Raw genomic sequence first — 21220 nt, 5'->3', positions numbered from 1 at the left:
TGGATGCCATCGTGCCGAGGACGAACAGCGCGGGGGTACGAGCAATCCGAGGCATCAGCCACCCTTCATCATCCGGAGGTCACCGTCGTCAGAACGCTCCGCCCACCGAGAGCCCCACGTCGTTGATTCCCACCGCGGGCGTTATCTGAACGGGGGCCTCAGGGCGGTGCACGAGGGCATAAAGCAGCGTCCCGAGGCCGACCGCCCCCGCCCCCGCGAAGCTCCAGAACGCCACATTGCTGTACAGTCGGCTCTCGTTGACCGACTGGCTTTGCGCTGTACACGCCGCTGGTGCGGGCCGGGTGGTGCACGGGTTCCGACCGCCCGCGAGCAGCGTCGTCTTCAGCGCCTCGGCGTCTCCGGCCCGGTCGTTCGCGAGCACCGTGAAGAGCACGCCCGTCACCGCGCCGACGCCGGTCGCGACCGCGCCGCCGACGAGCACGGGCATGTCCATGTCGCTCCTGGCGGAGTGGATCCCATCACCCGAGGGGGGCGCCGATCGCGTCGCCACCGCGGGGGCGGGCGCCAGGACCAGGGCGACACGCTCTTTCGCGCCCTCGCTCAGCCGGATCGTCCTCGTCACCGGAGCCTGCCCCGGCATGGTCGCGACGACCGTGTGCTCGCCGGGGTCGCGCTCCAGCGGCCCGGTCTGAAAAACGGGCTCTCCGTCCAGCGTCAGCTCCACCGCGCTTGGCGCCACGCCCGTGATCGCGATCTCCAGGGTCGGGATGCGGGACGCGAGCGCGGCGAGCTCGACCCTGGCTTTCGCCTGGGCCTCATGGAACTCCGGCGGTGCGCTGGCCGCGATCGGCTCGTCCACGACACGCTGGAAGAGCGAGCGCGCCTCGATCAGGCGGCCGAGCCGCTCGCTGGATCGCGCCGCGTAGAGCAGGATCGGAGGCGCGTGGACTTGGTCGTAAGCGTCGCGGAAGGCAGCGAGCGCCTCCTCGTAGCGGCCGGCCTGGAAGTGCTCCCAGCCCTTGTCGGCGAGAGCCAGGGCCGCGGCCTTGGCCGCTTGGGTCGGCTGGGCCGGCCGGGAGATCGCGGTGGCCGGCACGGCCGAGAGCGCGAGCGCGAGGAGCAGACTCAGGGGGAGCCGTCGGCGGGATCTCATGACGGACAGGTGCATGGGGGCGGCTGGTGGTGCAGCGGAGATCGAGCGGATGGCTCGCGATCTGAGCTGGCGCTGGCGTGGTCGAGGGGGACTTCCTGACCACCTGAGTCCGCGGCGCCGGGCGGTCTTCCCGGATGGCGGTCGGAGCGCCGCGCGGGCGTGGTGCGGAGCAGCGAGGAGGAGACGCCGGCGGATGTCATGGCGCCGGAGCACGCTGCGGAGGCGAGAAGTCCAGCAGGCCGCTGGCCTGCCCCGCGTCGCCGTTGTGCCCGGCGTCGCTACCCCTGCCGCCCTCGCCGGGCGCGCCCAGTTGGAGGGACATCACGTCCTCGAGCGACGGCGCGGTGCCTGGCGTGCCCAGGAAGGCGATGCCGACGGAATGGCCGCCCTGACCGCCGCCGCCCCGGCCGCCGTTGCCTCCCAGGCCTCCCCTCCCGCCGTCACAGGCATTACGCACGAAATTATTATCGTCAAAAGTCCGGCCCGTTCCGCCGGGGCCGCCATACGCGCCAGGTCCGCCGTCCTGGCCGGCGGCACCGTCGCCGCCCCTGCCGCCCTGCCCGGCGATCAGGCGGAGCCCACGGAACGTGAGCGTTGCGTTGATGCTCACCAGGGCGATGCTCGACCCCCCGGGAGAGCCACCCATGCCGCCAGCACCGCCGCAGCCGCCAGCGCCGCCATTGCCGCCGCTGGCGCCGCCATCGGTGGGACCAGGGCATTCGGTGCTCCCGCGGGTGCCGCCGCCACCCCCGCCACCCTGGGCGGTCTTCCCGCGTTCGCCATCGCTGCCGGACGACCCGGTATAGCCATCGCTAGAGAGCTGGCCGATGCCACGTGCCCCTGCGCCTGGCGCGCCGGGATCGCCATCGCTGCCCGGATCGCCGCTCGTACACGTCCCGCCGGTGGCAACGTAGGTGCCAGCGTTTAGGTGACCTTCCGCGCCGGGAGAACCGCTGCCGCCATCGGACCCGCGGTTGACGAAGCCATTCCCTCCTCGCCCCCCGATCGAGTCGTCGGCGGTGTCCGCTGTGCCGCAGTCGTTGAGCAGCGGCGCAGCGGTAAATACGTCGTCCGCCGAGCATGCATCGTTTCCGCGGGTTCCGTTGGGGGGGCGCAGGGGCGCCAGAGGAGAGGCCTCTCCTGACGCACCGGGCGCCGCATTGCCCGCCTCGAAAGTGCACCGAACCAGGTCGATCGTGCAGCGCTCGGCAATCGCCGCAATAGCAGAGGTCCCTGCATCGTCCGGATTGATCGACGGAGCGATAACATGGAGATCCTCCAGGCGCACCGTCTCGCCTTCGGCGCGCATGGCCAGGGGAACAATGCCGGGCGCCGCCGTGAGGATGGTTTTCTTCGCCTCCCGCCATTGCCAGTTTGCGTCGCAATCGAGGCCACCGTAGAGGGTGACCCCCGCCGTCACAGTGACGGTGAGCGATTCGCTGAACGTCTGGGCGCACGCGTACACGCGCCGCGCCGCCTTGTCCTTGCTCTCCGCGGCACGCTCGATGGCCTTCGTGAGCGTCTTCACCGGCGCATCCGGGCTTCCGTTACTATCGTCGTTCCCCGTGGCCGACACGAACACGCCGCAGGTCGGGTCCGCGGTCCAGCGCGCCACCTCGCTGGGCACGCACCCCATGGTCATCGGCCCTCCCCCGGCACCCCCGGTCCCGCCGGCACCTCCGGTCCCACCGGTTCCCCCGGTCCCGCCGGCGCCCCCGGTCCCGGTGGCACCTCCGCTCCCTGATGCGCCGCCGGCCCCCGCGCCGTCTGCCTCTCCACCCACCCCGCGCCCGCCGCTGCATTCATACAGCTCGCTACAGTCGGGGCCGAGGCAGCTCGCCGTTGGGAGCACTGCTGCGATCGAGGCCAGGGTCAGCGTCGAGGCTCCACACGCGGCAAGCCGTATCGCCCTCTGTGTTCGTCGGTTCATGGTTCCTCGGCTCAGAACACGCCGCCGGCGACGAGCCCGCCGCCGCCTGGCATCACGAGCGGAAAGAGATGCACCCGCTGCTCGGGCTCGGTCGGCGCTCCCGCAAGCAAGGTGTAGCCGAGCGTCCCCGCCGCGCTCGCGCCTGCACCGATGAAGCTCCAGAGCGCCAGGTTGCTGAAAAGATACTTGTCGTCGACCAGCGAGCGCAGCTTGCCGCACTGCTGCGTTTGATTGCTGCCCGCGGGGGTCGCGCAGTTGATGCGGACGGGTCCGCGATCCATGTTGGCGATCACGCTCTTCTGCCGCTCCGCCTCGCTCGCTTTGCCGTTGGCGACGAGCGTGAACACGACGCCCGCGACCGTTCCGACGCCGGTCGCGATGCCGCCCCCGACGATCACCGCCGTCCTCCCGCTGTCTCGCGACACCCCGGGCGCCGGCAAGACGCTCGTTTCAATGCCTGCACGCCTCGCCTCCGGCACCGGCGGGCGCTGCAGCTTGATGGCCACCGTTTCGGTGCCCCCCGCGGTCGCGTCGACCGGCCGGGTCTGCGACACATGCCCGTCGAGCTTCGCTCCGATCTCATGCCGCCCCGGATCGAGGAACACGGGATCCGCGAGCGGCGCTCGCCCGACGATCGCCCCGTCGACCGTCACCTCGGCCCCGCCCGGCGCGACCTCCACGGTGACGGCCGCGACCTGCGCCCGCGCCTCCTTCAGCGACGCCTCCGCGCGCTGCCGCTCCTGGACCTTCGTCGCGGGGGCCTCGCGGAGGTAGCGCGTGAGGTACTCGGCCGCGTCGCGCGGCTTGCCCACCCGGAGGCAGGCCACGCCCAGGTTCGAGGCGATCTGGTAGTGCGGCTTGAGCCCCCACGCCGCGAGGAACGCCGCGTGCGCCTCGGCCCACTTCCCCGCGTTGGCCGCGTTCACCCCGTCTGCGAAGAGCTGGCGCGCCCTGTCCGTCAGCGCGTCGCTCTCCTGCGCCTCGGCCCGAGGGGGCGCCGGCTGCGCTTCGGCGGCGGGCGCCAGCAAGGCGATGACTACGCTCAGGGTCCACGGCAGCGGGCGGTTCCTCGTCATGATAAGTCCGGCGTTGCGTCAGGGAGCTGCGTCGGGAGCAAGGGAAGGGTACAGCAGCACCTTGCCTACCCTGGAGCTCGAACCGTACCTCTTCTGTGCGATCAGGGAAGCATTTGATGCTCCCATTTCATACAGGGCGTGATGGTGCAGCAGCTCCGCAGCGTCCCGCGGCCGTTCCTGCGTCGCAGGGGTGTTGACGCGCGGCTTCATGCACGGAGACGCACGCGCCCCAAGCACCGGAGGCGGCGGCTTCCTTCCTTGAGCTCGTCCTCAGCGGATCCCCCATTTGGGCTTCGTTTCCTTCGGGGGCTGCGGCGGGCTGCGGGGTGATGGCGGCGGCGGTGGTCGCTGAGGGGCGGGGTTGTCGGCCGTCGGGCGGCTCCGAGGTTGCTCGCCGGTCTCTGCTGGGTACGGGCTGGGCTCGACCGTCGGCGTGTTCTTAGGACGGGCAGCCGGGGCGCCGGCGGGGGCTGGAGCGTGGGGCTCGGCAGCTGGCGCGCTGGGTGGTGTGGGGGGCTGCGCGGAGAGTTCTGCAGCGGCGTTCGGGCCAGCGTCCGTCACCGGCGCGGACGGCTCGACGAGAGGCGCAGCGGTCGACGGCGGCGAGGGACGCATCGCGGGGTTGTTGGACGGCGTTTCCGCGGCGGCCTGCCCCAGGCCGGAGGCCGCGAGCTCCGCGGTCGCCGGGGCACCCGCGGCGGAGGGAGGCTCGGCCTGCTGGCCAAAGCGCGATCCGAGGGTCACGCCGATCCCGCTGACGGTGGCCGCTGCTCCCGCGACGAGGATCCATGTCGTCCACGCGAAGGAGCGGCGTCCGCCGGACGGTCTGGCGGGATCGATCGTGCCGGTCAGCGTGCCCGCCGAGACAGCCGCCGTCAGCGGCGCCAGTGGCGGCGCGAGCGGCCCGCCGGGGGTCGTGCCGCCCGGCCCCAGAGGCATTCCGGGCAGGGGCGTCGCCGCCCCTGGAACGAAGCCGGTGGAGGCCAGGGGGAACGGTCCGTGCGCATCGGACACGGACGACGCGAACCGCGGCGCGCCCGCGATGCGCGCGAACTCGTCGACCAGCTCGCGGACGGTCTGGAACCGGTGGGCCCGATCGCGCGCCAGCGCCCGGTGGAAGAAGGCGTCGATGGTCGGGGGCAGGCCGGGGGCGAGCTGGGTCGCGGAAGGGATCGGGTCGACGAGGATCCTGGTCATGACCTGCGCGAGCACATCGCCGGGGAAGGGGAGGTATCCCGTGACCATGCGGAACAGGATGACCCCGAGCGCCCAGAGATCGCTGCGCGCGTCGACGTCGCGCTCGGCGCGGAGCTGCTCCGGGCTCATGTAGTGGGGCGAGCCCATGACCTCGCCCGTCGTGGAGGCGTCGGCGACGAGCTTCGAGGTGGTCTCCTTGGCGATGCCGAAGTCGAGGAGCTTCACCATGTCCTCGTCCTCGCCGTCGACGCGCGCGAGGAAGAGGTTGGCGGGCTTGAGGTCGCGATGGACGAGGCCGGCGTCGTGCGCGCTGCGCAGGGCCTTGCCGGTCTGGGCGAGGATGCGATGCGCCTCCAGCAGCGGGAGGCGGCCGCGCCGCAAGAGGCGCGCGTTGAGGTCCTCGCCCTGGAGGAGCTCCATGACGAGGTACGGGACGCCCTCGTGAATGCCGAAGTCCTGCACCTTCACGACGTGCGGGGTCCTGAGCTGGGCGGCCGCGCGCGCCTCGCGCTCGAAGCGGGTGCGGAACGCGGGCGAGTTGGCGTAGGCCGGGTCCATGAACTTGACCGCGACCGGCGTGCCGAGCTGGAGGTGGTGCGCGACCCAGACCGAGCCCATGCCGCCGCGGGAGAGCGGGCGCTCGAGGCGGTACTTGCCGATGAGGACGGAGCCGGCGCCGAGGTGCATGGGCGGGAGTTCGGTGAGGAGGGAAGAGGGTAGCGGATCCGGACGCGAGGGAGGAAGAGGATGAAGGCGAGCGAGGGAGGATCGGGTGGCGGCGGCTGACGGAGGGAGGCGCGGGGCAGGCGGCGATGCGGTGGCGACCGGGATTCTCCCGATGCGTGCATGGCGGACGGAAGCTCCGGTGCGCGGCTGATGCTGAGGTCAGGGGTGCTGACGACGTGTCTGCGCTCCTCTCGGTGGAGCGGTGACACCTCGGGAAGCGGGCCGCGCCGAGCGACGCCGCTGGCGCGATCGCGGGGCCATTGGGGGAGCGCGAGACGCACGAGGGGCCATCGATGGGGCCATGGCGTCACGGGGAGGTGAAATCGAGCGTCGGCGCCTTGGCTCCGGGGGCGCCGTCGCCGTTGCTCCCGTCTCCCTCGCCGCCGAGGCCGGGCTCGCCGAGCTCGAAATGGAGGTCGTTCGCGTCCATGGGCGGCGGCGTGCCGCGAAAGGCGATGCCGATGGAGTGACCGCCGCGGCCGCCGCCGCCGCGGCCGCCCTGACCACCCTGACCGCCGCGACCGCCGCGACCGCCGTCGCAGGCGTCGTTAAGGCCGGAGGAGTCAGGCGGTGGCGGTGCCACGCCGCCCACGCCGCCGTTGCCGCCGCCGCCGCCGGGCTGTCCTGGAGCGCCGTTGCCGCCCTTGCCACCGCTGCCTGTCTTCAGGGTGACGTCGTGGAGCTGTAGAGTGGCGTCGAGGCTGATGAGCGCGATGCTCGCGCCGCCGGCGGAACCCCCGAGGCCGCCCTTGCCACCGCAGCCGCCCGCGCCGCCCGAGCCGCCGCTGGGGCCGCCGACTCCCTTGGCACCGCCGGGGCAGGAACGCCCGGGGGAGCCACTGCTGAGAACACCGCGAGCGCCACCGCCGCCACCGCCACCCTGCGCCGTGGTTCCGGGCATACCGGAAACGCCGGATACGCCGGTGTAGCCACCTTGTGAGAGGGTGCCGAGAGTCGTGGCCCCGGCGCCTGGCCCGCCGGGCATGCCATTGGCGCCAACGTCGCCGGGGCGGCAGAGCGTTCCCCCTGCCGTCTGTCCGGCTCCTCCATTGACCGAGCCTCCCGGCGTGCCATCGCCGCCGCTGCCACCGCTGTTCGGCTGTCCTACTCCGCCAGCGCCGCCGACGGAGACCTCGCCCCCATCTTCGCAGTTGTTGACTGGCTCGGCACCGCCGGCGGTAGCAGAGGCCATGCACCCAGCTTCACCTGGGTTCCCATCGCCCCCGCGCGTCGCGCTGTTCGTGTCCTGGCGTTGATCGGCGCCAGGTGCGGCATCACCTGCCTCAATCGTGCAGCGCGCAAGCGAAACCGTGACACCATCGGCTACGGCCGCGATGGACGACGCTCCGGACGTCAGAATGCGCTCAGCAAGGACATGCACGTCCTCCATCCGAACTGATCCGCCCCCATGCATCGTCAGAGGGATGGTCCCAGCCTCGGCCGTCAGCGTCGTCCGCTTCTGATCGCCTATCCATCCCCAGCCGTTCGCGCAATCGAGCCCACCAAACAGCGTCACAGCTGCCTGGATCTCGACCTTCTCTTCGAACGTCTCGGCGCACGCATACACGTTCCTCTTCGTGGCATCGGGGAGGGCAGTCGCGAGGGCGATGGCTTTCCCCAACGACTTCACCGACGCGTCCGGCGTCCCGGCGTTCTCATCGTCTCCGTCGAGCCTCACGAAGATCCCACCACACAACGCGTCGGCCTTCCACCCTTCGCCCTCTCCTGGCACACACTGCGACGGCGGATCCGGCGGCCCTCCTGCTGTTCCGTCCAACTGGCAGTCCTCCCGCAGCTCATCACTCAAGTCAGTGCACGGGGGGTGGTTGCATTGAGGCCCTATCGCTCCCATGGCCATCGTCCCCAGGAAGATCGCAGCAGCAAGATGGGCGCGACGACGCATAGTACGGCCTTCTCCCTTCGAAGTACGTAAGCTCAAAACCTTCCGCTGAACGAAAGCCCGGCAGTGCCCGGTCCGAGGAGCGGCGCCACGTGTGTGCCCGGGACCGTCTTCTGCGGCTCAGCGTTCATCGTCACCAGCCCGTAGACCAGCGTGCCCACCCCGACCGTTCCCCCCGCCACGAGACTCCAGAATGCGACGTTGCCCAGATCGAGCTCGTCGTACACTGCGTCTTTGAGGTCGCTACACATGGGAACGTCTCCCTCGGGGCATCTCTTCTCGCCGCCCCATCGGGCTTTCAGCTCGTTCCTGACCTCTTCCGCGTGATCGGCTCGATTGCCGGCGAGCACCGCGAAGACCACGCCCGTCACGATGCCGGCGCCCGCCACGACCCCGCCCGTGACGAGCAACGGCGTCCGCAGCTCAATTGGCGTCTGGAAGTTGCTGCGCGGCGTCCTCGCTGCCGGAGACGGAGATGCGTCTGGGCGCCCTTTCGCGGTCGGGGCAGGCGCCCGCTTGTCTTCCGGTCGTTCAACGAGCGGCAGCGCATCGATCGCAGCCTGATCGAGCGCGATCCGTTCTCTCGCTCCCTCGGTCAGGTGAACCGTCTTGGTCAAGGGACGGCGCCCGGGCGTGCGGACGACCAGGGGGTGATCGCCGGGATCGCGCTGCACGGGGGTAGCGAGCTGGATGGGGAGGCCATCGAGCGTCAACTTCAGCCCGGCAGGAACGGTCCCCGTGACGATGATTTCCACGGTCGGGGTGCGTGCTTCCAGCTCGGCGAGCTCCTTCATCGCGCTGGCTTTCGCCTCCGCGAAAGCAGACGGAGCGCCGGGCGCGAGCTTCTCGTCCACGACGAGCCGATACACATCGCGCGCCTCGAGGAAGCGGCCGAGCTTGACGTAGCAGCGCGCCACCATGAGCAGGAACGGGGACGCGTGCGCTTTCGCCTCGGCCTGACGAAACGCGAGGAGCGCCTCGGCGTATCGCTGCGCCTCGTAGTGGGCCCATCCCTGCTCGGCGAGCGCGACGGCGGCTGCTTTGTTCTGTGCCAGCACAGGACCGTCCTGCGCCGCCGCTGGCGACGTGCAGAGGACGCCGAGGAGGAGCAGGCTGGCCGCTGCCGAACGGTGGATCATCGGCGCATTCTTGCTCACGATTTGTCCTCGGGGAAAGAACGCGTGCGGGCAAGTACATGAGACCTGGCCACTGCCGGGCACGGTGGATGTCACCGGGGGGTGAAATCAAGCGTCGGCGCGGCGTCTCCGTCGGCACCATTATGTACGGTGTCGTTGCCCTCGCCCTGGCCGCCGAGGCCAGGGTCGCCAATCTCGAATACGATCTGGTCCGTGGCCATCGGCGGTGGCGTGCCAAGGAAGGCGATGCCGATGGAGTGGCCGCCGCGGCCGCCTCCGCCGGTGCCGCCCTGACCGCCGCGGCCGCCACGACCGCCACTGCAGGCGTTGTCAAGGCCGGAGGAGTCCGTCGGCGGCTTGCCGCCTTCGCCGCCTTTGCCACCGTCGCCTCCGGGCTGTCCTGGCCAGCCGTCGTCGCCGTCGCCGCCGCGTCCTGTCTTCAGGGTGACGCCGTTGAACTCGAGGGTGGAGTAGATGCTGATCAGCGCGATGCTCGAGGCGCCGGCGTTACCCCCGGGGCCGCCTTTACCACCGCAGCCTCCCGCGCCGCCCGAGCCGCCGCTGGCGCCACCGACTCCTTTGATCCCGTTGGGGCATTCCCGCGGCGGCGTGGGGTTGGGAATGTTCGGAATACCGCGAGCACCGCCGCCGCCGCCGCCACCCTGCGCCGTGACCCCGGGCAGGCCGGGCAGGCCGGATACGCCGGTGTAGCCATCTTCTCGTGAGAGGGTCCCGAGGGCCATGGTCCCAGCGCCTGCGCCCGGCTCGCCGGCAGTGCCATCTACGCCATCTCGGCCGTTCTTGCAGAGATCGGCTGTTGACGCCTGCCCGACTCCGCCATTGTCCGAGCCACCTGGTGTGCCCCTGAGGCCCTGGTTGCCAGCGGCCGGAAGCCCTGGTCCGCCCGCGCCACTGAGAGAGTCCTCGACCCCCTCTTCGCAGTCGTTGGATTGCTCAGCACCGCCGGGGGTAATGGTGGGCATGCACGCCTCACGACCTGGGTTCCCATCCTTCCCGGCCTCGGCGGCCGCGTCGTCGCCGGTGTTCGGGCGTCTCTTCGCGTTTCGCGCGGCATTACCTGCCGCAATCGTGCAGCGCGCAAGCGAGAGCGTGATACCGTCGGCCACGGCCGCGATGGACGACTTTCCGAACATCGCCTGCTCCTCCGGGGGAATAGACTCCGCAACGACATCGACGTCTTCCATCCGGACTTCTGCTCCCCCATGCATGGTGAGGGGGATGGTTCCAGCATCGGCCGTCAACGTCGTCCGAGTCTGCTCGCCTATCCACCGCCAGCCGTTCTTGCAGTCGAGCCCACCAAACAGCGCCACGTCGACCGCGATCTCGACCGCCTTGGTGAATTTCTCGGCGCATGCATACACGTTTTTCGTCTTGGGATCGGTGCGCTCGGTTGCGAGGGCGATGGCTCGTTCCAACGTCTGAACCGGTGCGCCCGGCGTCCCGTCGTTCTCATCGTCTCCGTCGGGCCTCACGAACACGCCGCACGTCGCGTCTGCGTTCCAGCCCTGGCCATCGCCCGGCACGCACTGCGCCAGCGGTGGCGGCTGTCCTCCGCCTCCGCCTTCTCCCTCGTTGTGGCAGGCAAGGATGTCCGCGCAGCCGGTGTCCTCCACTTCTTGGGAGCCCGCTTCGTCGGCCTCCTGAGGGCGAGAGAACGGCCAGTCGACTGCGCCGCACCCGGCCCCGCCGGCGGCCAGGGCCATCGTCGCTAGAAAGAGCACCGAGGCGACATGAGTGCGGCGACGCATAGTGCAAACTCCTCCAGTCCAGGAATGCGAGCTCAGAACTGTCCGCTGAGCGAGAGTCCGGCAACGCTCGGCCCCAGGAGCGGTGCTGCCCGCACACCCGGCGCCGCCTCCACAGGCTTCCTCGTCACGAGCCCGTACACCAGCGTGCCAGCCCCGAGCGCCCCGCCCGCCACGAAGCTCCAGAACGCCGCGTTGCTGAGATCGACCTTGGCATATACCGTATCCCTGAGATCCTTGCAGTCGGGCGTGGTCATGCCATGACAGGAAGATTCGCTGTACCCTTTGCCGAGCAACTCGTCAGTCTTGTCCTCTGCCTCGCTCGCCCGCGCGTTGGCCATCACCGTGAGGATCACCCCCGCCGCCACGCCGGCACCTGCCGCGATCCCCCCGCCCAGGAGCAGCGCCTTCCGCGTGCGGCTTTCCGAGCCCACGGCGCCGGACGCTGGCGGAAGGACCGCCGGACCAGGCTGCACCACCACGCCGGCAGCCGGCGTGCGCTTCAACTGGAGAACCGCTGTCTCCTTCCGCCCCGCGATGGCCACGATCGATTGCGTAGCCGGCTCATGGCTGTCGAGCCTCGCTCCGATGACATGCTCGCCCGGTTCCAGGAAGATCGGATCCGTGAGCGGCGCCTTGCCCCTCGCCGCCCCATCGACCGTCACCTCCGCCCCTGCCGGCGCCACCTGCACCGTGACGGACGCGACCTTGGAGAGCGCCTCTCTCAGCGACGCCTCCGCGCTCTGCCGCTCCTTCACCTTGCTGGCAGGCGCCTCGCGGAGATACCGCGCCAGGTACTCCGCGGCCTCACGATGCCTGCCCAGCTTCAGGCAGGTCACCCCGAGGTTCGACGCGATCTGGTAATGCGGCTTGATGGCCCACGCCGCGAGGAACGACGCGTGCGCATCGGCCCATTTCCCCGCCGCTGCCGCCTGTCTCCCCTCTTCGTAGAGCTGTCGCGCCTTGTCCGTCAGCGCGTCGGTCTCGCCGGCGGCGGCCGCGGTGGCTGGCTGCTGCGCGCCCGCCGCCTGCGTCATCAACGCCACGGCCACGCCAAAGCTCCACAGCAGCGGTCGCTTCCTCATCGTCGGAGTCATCAAAACTCGGGCTTCCCTTCGGGGAGAGGCGGCACAGCAGCGTTCGACGGCGGCACCTTACCCCCTCTGGGCTTCGGGTCCAAGCGCCCCGGCGCGGCCCCACCTGCCTTGGTGTTCCTTGTCCGCCCGGATGGCTGCGTCTTCGGCGGAGGCACATCCGCCTGCGGCTTCGCCGTCACATCCGGCGGCGCCCACGGCGATGGCAGCGCGGTCGTGGCGGGCGACCCCGTCGACGCCGCGCCGGCCTCGGCGCTCGGCCCCGGCGCCGCCGCGCTCCCCGCGGGCGCCGCCACGCCCGGCCCCGTCGCTTCCGGCGTCGCCGTCCCGCCCCCGGGCGTCCCCTGCGATACCAGCACCGCGACCATGCCCGCCACGGCCACGAAGCCGAGCCCCGCGACGGCCCAGATCCACGTCCGCGACGACGCCGGCTTCTCCACGATGACCGGGATCTCGTCGCGCTCTTCCAAGCCGGCGGCCGGCATCGGCCCCGCCGGCGCGCTCCACGCCCCGCCGCTCGCCGCCCGCCCCGCAACGCCGCCCGCCGCCTGCGCCGGCACGGCATTCCCCGCCGCCGCCTGTCCCATCCGCACGGGCCCCGTGCCCCCGGCCTCGACCCCCGCCGCCAGCGCCGCGCTCCCCAGCAGCTTCTCCGAATCGATGACCAGCGTCCCCTTCGGCCCAACCTGCTGCGACGCCGGCCCCGCCGGCCCCGCCCCCACACCCTTCTGCGACGGCGGCATCGACCCCGGCACCCGCCGCTCCTGCAGCGCCACCCCCGGCATCGCGCCCGCCACGCCCACCGGCCCCGTCCCGCCCTGCTGCGCCGCGAACCGCTCGCGCCATCCGCCGCCGAACTGCGGCTTCTCCTCCACCTCGGCCAGCGGCCGCGCCCCGAACATCCCCCGCGCGATCTCCCCCTCGTCCTCCGAGACCTCCTCGATCCGGAGCAGCACGCCGTGCCGGTCCTCCATCGTGACGTCCCGCTCCCGCACGAACCGCACCGATACCCCGCCCGGGATATCCGCCTCCCGCCCGCTCGTGATCGACGTCCACTTGATGTTCGACCGGTACAGCACCGTCGCGATCTTCGCCGCCGCGAGCGCGATCGACCCGAAGGGCTCATCCGGCTTGTGGACGATCACCACCCGCTTCGGCTGCGCCCCCTCGTCGGCCACCCAGTCCCACGTCGCGCCGCTCCGCCGGAGATACGGCAGATCGCCGAACTCCTCGACATACCGCTCCAGCACGTGCGCCACCCGCTCCGGCGCCTCCCGCACCGCACTCACGTACTCGCGGTAGAACATGCCCGCCGACGAGTTCAGCTCCGTCGCGTTCATCACGTGCCGGTAAAACGTCGCCGACGCCTCCAGCAGCGTCGCATACCCGAGGTCCCGATCCACCGCGACGATGCCGTGCGCGAACGGCGGGTTCCCCCGCCCGGCGTGGTCGACCGCCCCGCCGATCCGGAAGCCGAAGATGAGCCCCACCGCCCCGTGGCCAGGCTCGTGCTGCGTGTCATCCCTCGACAGATTGCCAATCGCGAACGCGTGCGTCGACCCCGTCGCAGGCTCGATGTACTTCATCAGCCGCGCAAGGTGGCTGAACTGCGTCGTCGTGAGGGGCCCTTGCGGCACCTCCGGGCAGTACATGAAGTCGATCTGGTGCCCCGGGATGTTCCCGTGCAGCACGTGATACCACGCCGCGTCCGCCGGCGCGCGGTACCGCGGGATCACATACCCCGAAGCGCCCTCGCTACCGTACATTGGGCCTGACCTGCTGCGGCACCGGCGGGGCAGGGAGCGCCGCGGTCCGCGACAGCGCCGAATGCCCGCTGATGTCCTGCTTCATCCGCTGCAGGAGCTGCGGATCATACGCGTTCTTCGGGAGGATCTTCTCCACGAAGTGCGAGAACAGGTGATGCGTGCTGTGCCCGTAGCTCGCCGACCCGACGAGCACGCGAATGTCGATGTTGTTCTTGTAGCGCTCCAGGCTGTCGATGAGCGTCTTGTAATACCCGCGCGCCTCCCGCTCCACATCGGCCGGCGTCCCGGACAGGACATCGGACTTGTTGATGAAGAGCACGACCGCCTTGCACGAGGCCAGCGTCTTCGGGCTGAAGAAGAACTGCAGCGACTGCGGCTGAAACTCCCGGAGCTGCTCCTGGATCCGCGACGGCTCGATCTTCTGACCGTCCTTGCCCGCCAGATCCACGACCATCAAGAGCCCATGGATCTCCTCCATGATGAGCTCCTGCTGCGCATCCACGATGTGCTCGCCGCCCCAGTCGCCGATCTCGAACACGTGCTCCGTCAACACCTCTTTCGTGAGGACGTGGCTGACGGTCCGCTCGTAACGCTCGATCTTCGTCCCCTGCAGCGTGCCCAGATCCACGAGGGGATTCGCCCACTTGAGCGTGAGCGACGTCTTGCCGGTCCACTTGATGCCGAGCGTCAGGATCTTGTACCGCTTCTGCGTGATCTTCGGCCGGCTCTCGAGCTCGCTCTTGTACCAGTCGATCTCCTTCTGCTGGGCGTCGAGCCAGTCGACCTTCTGCCGGTCCTCGCCCCGCGAGATCTCGAGCGCCTGCTGGAGCTGCCCGTACTGCGCCCGCAGCTGATCCAGCTGGCCCTTGGCCTGCCGGAGCGCCTCGATATGCTGGTTCGCGTCCTGGAGCTGCCGCTTCAGCTGCGTGGCCTGCATCAACAGGAACACGGCGCCCGCGCCGCACGCCACCGCGATCAACCCGAGCACTATCGGTAGAACAACCTGCATGGCTTACAATCCTCGCGCCCCGCCGGGCAGGCTATCCCGCCCTGTCCTGTCCCGCGCGGCCGGAAGAACGGCGAGCGCGGGCCGGCCTGAATCCTGAGAACGCATCAGACCACGGCTCGCCGCAGCGTACAAGTCCGAGGTAATCCCTAGCACGAGCCATTACTTCATCGTCCGCCGCCGGACGCCATGTCCCCACACACAGGCGCCCCGCGACCCCTCCGCTCCCCGCAGCGCTCACGCTACCGGCCTGTCCCGATCACCTCGCGCCACCGCCCTTGCGGGTCACCCGCGGCAGCGCCGTCCTCGTCTCCGGCGCGAGATCCAGCGTGTCCCGCTCCCCGGCCGCGAGCCGCAGCGCGCCCGCATACGCGATCATCGCCCCGTTGTCCGTGCAGCTCGCGAGCGGCGGCACGAACAGCGCGAGGCCCCGCCGCTCGCACGCCGCGGCCATCTTCGCGCGGAGCCCCTGGTTCGCCGCGACCCCACCGCCGAGGACCACCCGCCCGATCCCCTCGGCCCGCGCGGCCCGCACGGTCTTCTGCACGAGCGCGTCGACCACCGCCCCCTGGAACGCCGCGCACAGGTCGCGGAGCGCCTGCCCCTCCGGCCGCCCCCGCTTCGCCACGTGCCGCGCGACCGAGCTCTTGATGCCCGAGAAGCTGAACTCCAGCGACTCCTTGCGCGCCATCAGCGCCGGCACCGCGTCCGCCGCGGCCGCCGCGTCGCCCCCGGCCGCGAGCCGATCGACCACCGGCCCGCCCGGATACCCGAGGCCGAGCAGCTTCGCCACCTTGTCGAACGCCTCGCCCGCCGCGTCGTCGCGCGTCGCGCCGAGCTCCCGGATCGCGCCGACCGCCGGGCCATCCACCCGGTAGATCGCCGTGTGCCCGCCCGAGGCGAGCAGCGCCACGTACGGGAACGACGGCCGCTCGCGCTCGTCGGAGGGCGGCTCGCCGCCCCGCCGCAGGAACACCGCGAGCAGGTGCCCCACGAGGTGATCGACGCCCACGAGCGGCTTGCCCGCGGCCCACGCGAGCCCCTTCGCGGCCTGCAGGCCGACGAGCAGCGCCCCGGCGAGCCCCGGCCGCGACGTCACCGCGATGCCGTCGAGATCCGCCGCCGAGACGCCCGCGCGCGAGAGCGCCTCGCGCACCACCGGGACCACCGCGCGCGCGTGATCGCGCGCCGCGACCTCGGGCACGACGCCCCCGTAAGGCGCGTGCAGCGCCACCTGGCTGCGCACGACGTCGGAGAGGACGTCGCCGCCCTCGGTGACCACCGCCGCCGCCGTCTCATCACACGATGTCTCGATCCCTAGAACCCGCATGTCCCTGTCTGTCGCGTCAGCCTGAAATTGCCAAACACCTGCCGCTGCCCCGCCGCCGCCGTCTCGCCCGACGCGAGCGGCGCCCGGCCAGGCCGGAGCAGGCGGACCTCGACCGACGCGTCCGTGCGCAGCGACAGCACCGCGAGCAGCGGCTCCGCCCCCGGCTCCGACGCGTCGACCGCGTAGATCGCGTTGCGCTCCCGGCCCTCCCCGAACTCCAGCCGCGACAGCGGATCGTGGGCGAGCGCGCCGATCGGCCGCAGCGGCGCGCCGTCGAGGAGGCGCCGCTCGGCCGTGGCCCCGTCGGGCGCCTCGTAGGTCCACAGCGCGCCCGGCGGCTCCGCCCCGTCGAGCGCGTCGGCGTCGAGCGTGAGCCGCATCTGCACCCGCGGGCTCAGGCCGGCGCGGAACGCGCCGCCCAGCGTGATCGCGCCGCAGTACGCCTCCCCGTCGGCCGTCGAGAACCGGCTCAGGTCGTCGCAGCCGGCCGCCCCGCCGGCGCTCATCGCGCCGGCGAGGGCGAGCGGCGCGAGCCGCAGCGCGCGGCGCCGCGGCCCGGGCGGAGCGGCGCGGCTCAAGGCGCGGCGCTCCGCATCAGCTCGGCCGCGGTCTGGCGGACGCGCGGCTCGGGATCGCTCGCCGCGAGCTGCCGGAGCACCGGCGCCGCCGCCGCGCGGTCGGCGGAGGCCAGGGCGCGGGCCGCCGCCTCGCGCACCAGGGCGTACGCGTCGGCGCGGGCCGCCTCGCCGAGCGTCTCGGCGACCTGACCGGGCCTGCCGCCGCCCGCGCCCCCGCCCGGCGCGCCGAGCCGGCCCAGCGCCTCCGCCGCGCGCACGCGCAGCGGCCAGCTCGACGAGGTCCGCAGGAGCTCCGAGACGGCCGCGATCGTCGGCCCGTGCCGGACCGCGCCGAGCGCCGAGAGCGCCGCGCGCCGCACGCTCTCTTCGGGATCGCCGAGCGCGTCGACCACCGCGGCCTGTGCCTCCGGCTCGGGCCGGGTCGCGAGCAGCTCGACCGCGCGCGTGCGCACCTCGATCGCCGGGTGCCGCACGAGCGCCACGAACCCGCTCACGACCGCCGCCGCGATCTCCTCGACGGCGGCCTCCACCCGCCGCCTCGGCTCCGGTGCGAGCGCCGCGCGCCCGTCCGTGAACGGCGCGAGCCCGAGCGCCGCGACGCCCCCGCCGGCGCCGCGATCGCCGCCTGCCCCGCCCGACACGGCCGCGCCGCGCGACAGGATCGCGTCCGCGACGACCAGGGCCCGCTCGGGCGACGTCGCGACCGCGGCGACCGCGGCCTTCTGCAGCGCCGGGCCGAGCGCCACGAGCGCGGCCGCGCGATCCTCCGGGCCCGGCGGATCGGGGTCGAGCCCCGCGAGCACGCCCTTCACCGTCAGCGCGCCGTCCGGCACCGGGAGCGGCTCGCGCGTGCGCGGGTACGCGCGCCGCGTGAGCGCGACCGCCGCGGACACCGCCGCGGCGCGCAGCCCCTCGTCCGACGAGAACGCGCCGGCCGCGATCGCCTGGGCGGCCCCGCCCGCGGCGACCGCCTCGGCCTCGCCGGCGCCCCCGGGTCCCGCGCTGCCGCCGCCGTCGAGCCGCGCGAGCGTGAACAGCGCCGCGCGGCGGAGCTCCGGCTCGCTCGAGTCGGCGAGCGACATGAACAGCGCGGGCCCCTCGCCGCCGCCCGCGAGCTCGCCCAGCGCGCGGACCGCGGCGGCGCGCGGCACGGAGCCGGCCTCGGGCGCCCTCGCGACCGCGGACAGGGCCGCGGCGTGCTTGCGGTCGTGCGTCAGCCCGAGGCCGACCGCCGCGAGCGCCCGCACCTCCGGCGCCGGCGACGACAGGAGCCGTGCGAGCAGCGCCACCGCCTTCGCCGCCGGCCGCCCGCCGCCCGCCGCGAGCCGCGCCACGCCCCACGTCGCGGCGACCGCGACCGCGTCGTTCGGCAGCACGCTCGCCGCCGCGTCGCGCGGCGCGAGCATCTGCTCGTAGCGCTCCAGCATGGCCGGGTCGCGCAGCGCGCCGCACGCGATCATCGCGCGGGCGCGCAGGCCCTTGTCGGCCTGGCCGACCGCGAAGTTGTAGAGCGCCGGCCCGGCGCCCTTGTTCTCGACGTAGGCCAGCACCTCGATCGCGACCTTCTGCTGCGACTCCTTCTCGTCCGCGAGCGCGTCGAGCAGCGGCTTCACGGCGCGGGCGCCGATCTTCGCGAGCTCCGCGCGCGCCGCCGCGCTCGCCGCGCGGCCCTCGCCGCGGACCTTCTGCATCAGCGGGAAGGTCATCGCGCCGTAGAGCTCCACGAGCAGCCGCCGGTAGAGCGGCTTCTGCGGGTTGCCGACCGCGACCGGCAGGAGCTCGCGCTCGAGCACCTCGAGCGAGCCCCGGCCGAGGTTCACCTGCATCGACATCCGCGCCGCGCGCGCGACGAGCTCCTCGTCGTTCGACGCCCGCACCACCCGGCGGAAGAGCCGGTCGGCCTCCTCGGCCTGCCCCGCGGTGAGCAGCAGCTCGGCGAGGTCGAAGTACACGGGGAACAGCCGGTCGTTCTTCGCGAGCGCCTGCCGGTACTCGGCGATCGCGCGCGGGAAGTCCTGCCGCCGGCGGTACATGTCGCCGAGCTTCTGGTGGCCGCTCGCGTCCTCGGGCGACAGCTCGACGGCCCGCGCGGCGTACCGGATCGCGTCGTCGTCGCGGTACAGCTCCGCGGCGTACTGCGCCATGCGCTGGTAGAACTCGCGGGCCCGCTTCGGGTTCACCTCGACGAGCTTGGCCAGCACGTCGATCGCGCCGAGGAGGTTCTGCTGGAGCACGAGCACGCGCTCCAGCGCGAGGAGCGAGTCCTCGTCGCCCGGCGCGGCCTGGACCAGCCTCCGGAGCGTGGCCTCGGCGTCGGGCAGCCGGTGCAGCTTGCGCTGCACCTCCGCGAGCAGCCGCCCCGCCTCCAGGTCGGGCGGGGTCGCCTTGAAGCGCGCGGCGAGCGGCGCGACGCGGCTCGGCAGCTCGTGGGTGAGCGACCAGAGGCTGACGATGTGGGTGCGCGCCTCGCGCGCGAGCAGCTTGTCGTTGCCCGCCCCGGCGAGCAGCTGCTCCCAGAGCTCGCGCGCCTCCGCGTAGCGCGGCCCCGCGTTGCCGAGCGCGCTCGCGGTGCGCTCCAGCGCGATCGCGAGCGCCTTCTTGTAGCGGCTGTTCGCGGGCTCGAGCTGCGCCGCCTCCCGGAGCGCGGCGAGCGCCTCCGCCACCATGTCGTGGTCGAGGTACACCTCCCCGAGCGTGGCCGCGGCGCGCGCCCGGCTCGGCACGACCTGCTTGATGCGCGCCCACGTCTCCAGCGCCTTCTTCTTGTCGCCGGCCTGGAAGTACCGGTCCCCCAGGTCGACGAGGTGGCTCGGATCGCCGCCCGCGGCCCCGGCGAGCCGCTGGAGCACCTTGAGGGCCCGGTCCTTCTCCTCCACCCGCTCGTAGAAATCGGCGACGGCCGCGAGCGTCTCGGCCTCGTCCGCGACGCGCCCCTCGAGCTGCGTGAGCAGCGCGAGCGCCTTGGGCCGGTCGCCCCGCTGGATGAGCGTCTCGCACAGCTCGAAGACGAAGTCCGCGTTGCCCGGGGCCGCCTTGATCAGGAGCTCGTACTCGCGGATCGCGGCGTCGAGCTCGCCGGCCGTCTGGAGCAGGTGGACGAGCCGGAGCCGCGTGTCGATGTGCTTGCCGTCGAGCGCGAGGGCCTTCCTGTAGATCCCGATCGCCTTGTCGACGTCGCCGGTCTCCTCGTACAGGGCGCCCAGGGTCGCGAGCCGCTGGGAGTCCTGCCCCTTCTCGGCCTCGAGGATCGCGATGAGCTCCGCGAGCTTGCCCTCGGCGCGGAACGCGTCGGTCATGATGAGCAGGATCTCGGCCCGCACCCCGGCGGCGCTGCCGGCGATGGCGAGCGCTCGCTTCAGCACGGCGAGCGCCTCGTCCATCTTCTTCTGCTTGGCGAGCGCCTGCCCGAGATCGCGCAGCGCCGGCGCGAGCGCCCGGTTGTCGCCGGCCGCGGCCTTCACGAGCTCGCGGAACTCGGCCTCGGCGCGCGCGTGGTGCCCGCGCGCCGAGAGCTCGCGCCCGAGCTCGGCCTTCACGAAGAGCGAGCCCTGCGCGTTCTTCACGAGCGCGTCGTGCTGCGCCTTGGCCGCCTCGAAGTCGGAGAGGTCGAGGCAGAGCGCGAGCAGCGTGCGCCGGGTCTGCTCGACGTCCGCGGGGACCTTGAGCAGCGGCAGCGCCTTCTCGTAGTGCGCGCGCGCGCGGGCCTTGTCGCCGCGATCCGCCTCGAGCTGGGCGAGCGCCATCATCGCCGCCGGGTCCCCGGGCCGGTCCGCGATGGCGGCCTCGTAGGTCTTGATCGCGTCGTCGTAGCGCCCGTCCTGCTTGTAGACGCCGGCGAGCACGACCTTGGAGGCCCAGGCGTCGGCCCCGGGCTGCGCGGCGCGGCGCTCGAACTCCTCGACGAGCTTCTTCAGGTTCCCGTCGCGCTCGCGGTAGAGCTGGGCGAGGCGCTGGAGCGGGAAGGGCGCGCTCGGCTGGCTCATGACGATGGCCGTGTAGCGCGCGATCAGCGCGTCGCTCGACGGGCCGCCCCGCTTCCCGTCGCCGGTCGCGGCCGGCTCCGGCTTCGCCTGCGGCGGCTTCGCGGGCTTCGGCCGCGCGGGGCCAGGCTTGCCGCCGCCGGGCTTCGGGGCCTTCGGCCTGGGCCGCTTGCCGCGGCCGGACGGATCGAAGTCCGCTGCCTCGGCGCGCGGGATCGCGAGCGTCGCGGCCGCGGGGATCAGGACCGCGAGGCAGCCGGCCAGAACGTGGGATCGCACCCGGGTAGGGTAGATCGACGGTGCGCGGCGGGCCACGCGGAGCTGCGGCGGCGCCGGGAACGGGCGCGATCGGGGCTTCGGAGGTGCAGCGCCTCGACAGCCAGCATCAACGGCTGCTGAAGAGCGACCGCTCTGCCCGGATGAGCGGCGACACGACGAGCACATGCTCCTCGGAGAGATCTCGGAGGAAGACTGCCGTGGCTCACCGAGAGAGCCGTCCGATCACGTCGCGCGCCATCACGGCCGCACGGTGGTCCTCCTGATCGACGACGAGGACACCCCCATCCGGTCCGGTTACTCGAATGGATTTCTCGACGAGGTGACGCTGTTGACTCGGCGCCG

13 protein-coding genes are annotated in these 21220 nt (G+C 72.4%); all 13 read right to left on the bottom strand.

Going from position 1 to position 21220, the window contains the following annotated elements:
* Positions 1 to 88 precede the first annotated feature (88 nt).
* Entirely contained in the window at positions 89 to 1114 is a 1026-nt protein-coding gene (locus tag ACSRUE_RS40325) for a tetratricopeptide repeat protein (protein WP_441288189.1), read from the bottom strand.
* A gap of 196 nt (positions 1115 to 1310) precedes the next feature.
* The gene (locus ACSRUE_RS40320) at positions 1311 to 2750 is read right to left on the bottom strand and encodes a hypothetical protein (protein ID WP_441293182.1); all 1440 of its coding nucleotides are present in this window, start codon (positions 2748 to 2750) and stop codon (positions 1311 to 1313) included.
* 305 nt (positions 2751 to 3055) lie between these two features.
* On the bottom strand, positions 3056 to 4120 hold the full coding sequence (locus ACSRUE_RS40315) for a PEGA domain-containing protein (protein ID WP_441288188.1): 1065 nt from the start codon (positions 4118 to 4120) through the stop codon (positions 3056 to 3058).
* Positions 4121 to 4390: 270 nt separating this feature from the next.
* Positions 4391 to 6004 carry a protein kinase domain-containing protein gene (locus tag ACSRUE_RS40310; protein ID WP_441288187.1) on the bottom strand — a complete coding sequence of 538 codons (1614 nt, stop codon included), beginning with the start codon at positions 6002 to 6004 and terminating at the stop codon, positions 4391 to 4393.
* A 346-nt stretch (positions 6005 to 6350) separates the two neighbouring features.
* Positions 6351 to 7721: a PGRS family protein gene (locus tag ACSRUE_RS40305; RefSeq protein WP_441288186.1), complete on the bottom strand. Its 1371-nt coding sequence runs from the start codon at positions 7719 to 7721 to the stop codon at positions 6351 to 6353.
* A 257-nt stretch (positions 7722 to 7978) separates the two neighbouring features.
* Positions 7979 to 9175, bottom strand: a complete 1197-nt coding sequence (locus ACSRUE_RS40300; RefSeq protein ID WP_441288185.1) for a hypothetical protein — start codon at positions 9173 to 9175, stop codon at positions 7979 to 7981.
* Positions 9172 to 10848 carry a hypothetical protein gene (locus tag ACSRUE_RS40295; RefSeq protein WP_441288184.1) on the bottom strand — a complete coding sequence of 559 codons (1677 nt, stop codon included), beginning with the start codon at positions 10846 to 10848 and terminating at the stop codon, positions 9172 to 9174. The genes ACSRUE_RS40300 and ACSRUE_RS40295 overlap by 4 nt, the downstream gene beginning before the upstream one ends.
* A 32-nt stretch (positions 10849 to 10880) precedes the next feature.
* Positions 10881 to 11930 (bottom strand): tetratricopeptide repeat protein, encoded by a 1050-nt coding sequence (locus ACSRUE_RS40290; protein WP_441288183.1) that lies wholly within the window; start codon positions 11928 to 11930, stop codon positions 10881 to 10883.
* An 11-nt stretch (positions 11931 to 11941) separates the two neighbouring features.
* On the bottom strand, positions 11942 to 13705 hold the full coding sequence (locus ACSRUE_RS40285; protein ID WP_441288182.1) for a hypothetical protein: 1764 nt from the start codon (positions 13703 to 13705) through the stop codon (positions 11942 to 11944).
* Positions 13695 to 14714: a hypothetical protein gene (locus ACSRUE_RS40280; RefSeq protein ID WP_437769478.1), complete on the bottom strand. Its 1020-nt coding sequence runs from the start codon at positions 14712 to 14714 to the stop codon at positions 13695 to 13697. The genes ACSRUE_RS40285 and ACSRUE_RS40280 overlap by 11 nt, the downstream gene beginning before the upstream one ends.
* Before the next feature lie 256 nt (positions 14715 to 14970).
* The gene (gene tsaD, locus ACSRUE_RS40275; RefSeq protein ID WP_441288181.1) at positions 14971 to 16041 is read right to left on the bottom strand and encodes a tRNA (adenosine(37)-N6)-threonylcarbamoyltransferase complex transferase subunit TsaD; all 1071 of its coding nucleotides are present in this window, start codon (positions 16039 to 16041) and stop codon (positions 14971 to 14973) included.
* Positions 16029 to 16619 carry a hypothetical protein gene (locus tag ACSRUE_RS40270; protein WP_441288180.1) on the bottom strand — a complete coding sequence of 197 codons (591 nt, stop codon included), beginning with the start codon at positions 16617 to 16619 and terminating at the stop codon, positions 16029 to 16031. Before ACSRUE_RS40270 ends, tsaD begins: the two co-directional genes overlap by 13 nt.
* Positions 16616 to 20878 carry a HEAT repeat domain-containing protein gene (locus ACSRUE_RS40265; protein WP_441288179.1) on the bottom strand — a complete coding sequence of 1421 codons (4263 nt, stop codon included), beginning with the start codon at positions 20876 to 20878 and terminating at the stop codon, positions 16616 to 16618. The genes ACSRUE_RS40270 and ACSRUE_RS40265 overlap by 4 nt, the downstream gene beginning before the upstream one ends.
* Positions 20879 to 21220 lie beyond the last annotated feature (342 nt).

The organism is Sorangium sp. KYC3313, from assembly GCF_052075895.1.
GTDB lineage: Bacteria > Myxococcota_A > Polyangia > Polyangiales > Polyangiaceae > Sorangium > Sorangium cellulosum_B.
This window is presented reverse-complemented; position numbering and strand designations above follow the sequence as displayed.

Bases quoted from the DNA above. Each gene is read 5' to 3' on its own strand.
- ACSRUE_RS40315 (WP_441288188.1), bottom strand. From the start codon at position 4,120: ATGACGAGGAACCGCCCGCTGCCGTGGACCCTGAGCGTAGTCATCGCC.
- ACSRUE_RS40285 (WP_441288182.1), bottom strand. From the start codon at position 13,705: ATGTACGGTAGCGAGGGCGCTTCGGGGTATGTGATCCCGCGGTACCGC.
- ACSRUE_RS40290 (WP_441288183.1), bottom strand. From the start codon at position 11,930: ATGAGGAAGCGACCGCTGCTGTGGAGCTTTGGCGTGGCCGTGGCGTTG.
- ACSRUE_RS40325 (WP_441288189.1), bottom strand. From the start codon at position 1,114: ATGAGATCCCGCCGACGGCTCCCCCTGAGTCTGCTCCTCGCGCTCGCG.
- ACSRUE_RS40310 (WP_441288187.1), bottom strand. From the start codon at position 6,004: ATGCACCTCGGCGCCGGCTCCGTCCTCATCGGCAAGTACCGCCTCGAG.
- tsaD (WP_441288181.1), bottom strand. From the start codon at position 16,041: ATGCGGGTTCTAGGGATCGAGACATCGTGTGATGAGACGGCGGCGGCG.
- ACSRUE_RS40320 (WP_441293182.1), bottom strand. From the start codon at position 2,750: ATGGGGTGCGTGCCCAGCGAGGTGGCGCGCTGGACCGCGGACCCGACC.
- ACSRUE_RS40295 (WP_441288184.1), bottom strand. From the start codon at position 10,848: ATGCGTCGCCGCACTCATGTCGCCTCGGTGCTCTTTCTAGCGACGATG.
- ACSRUE_RS40280 (WP_437769478.1), bottom strand. From the start codon at position 14,714: ATGCAGGTTGTTCTACCGATAGTGCTCGGGTTGATCGCGGTGGCGTGC.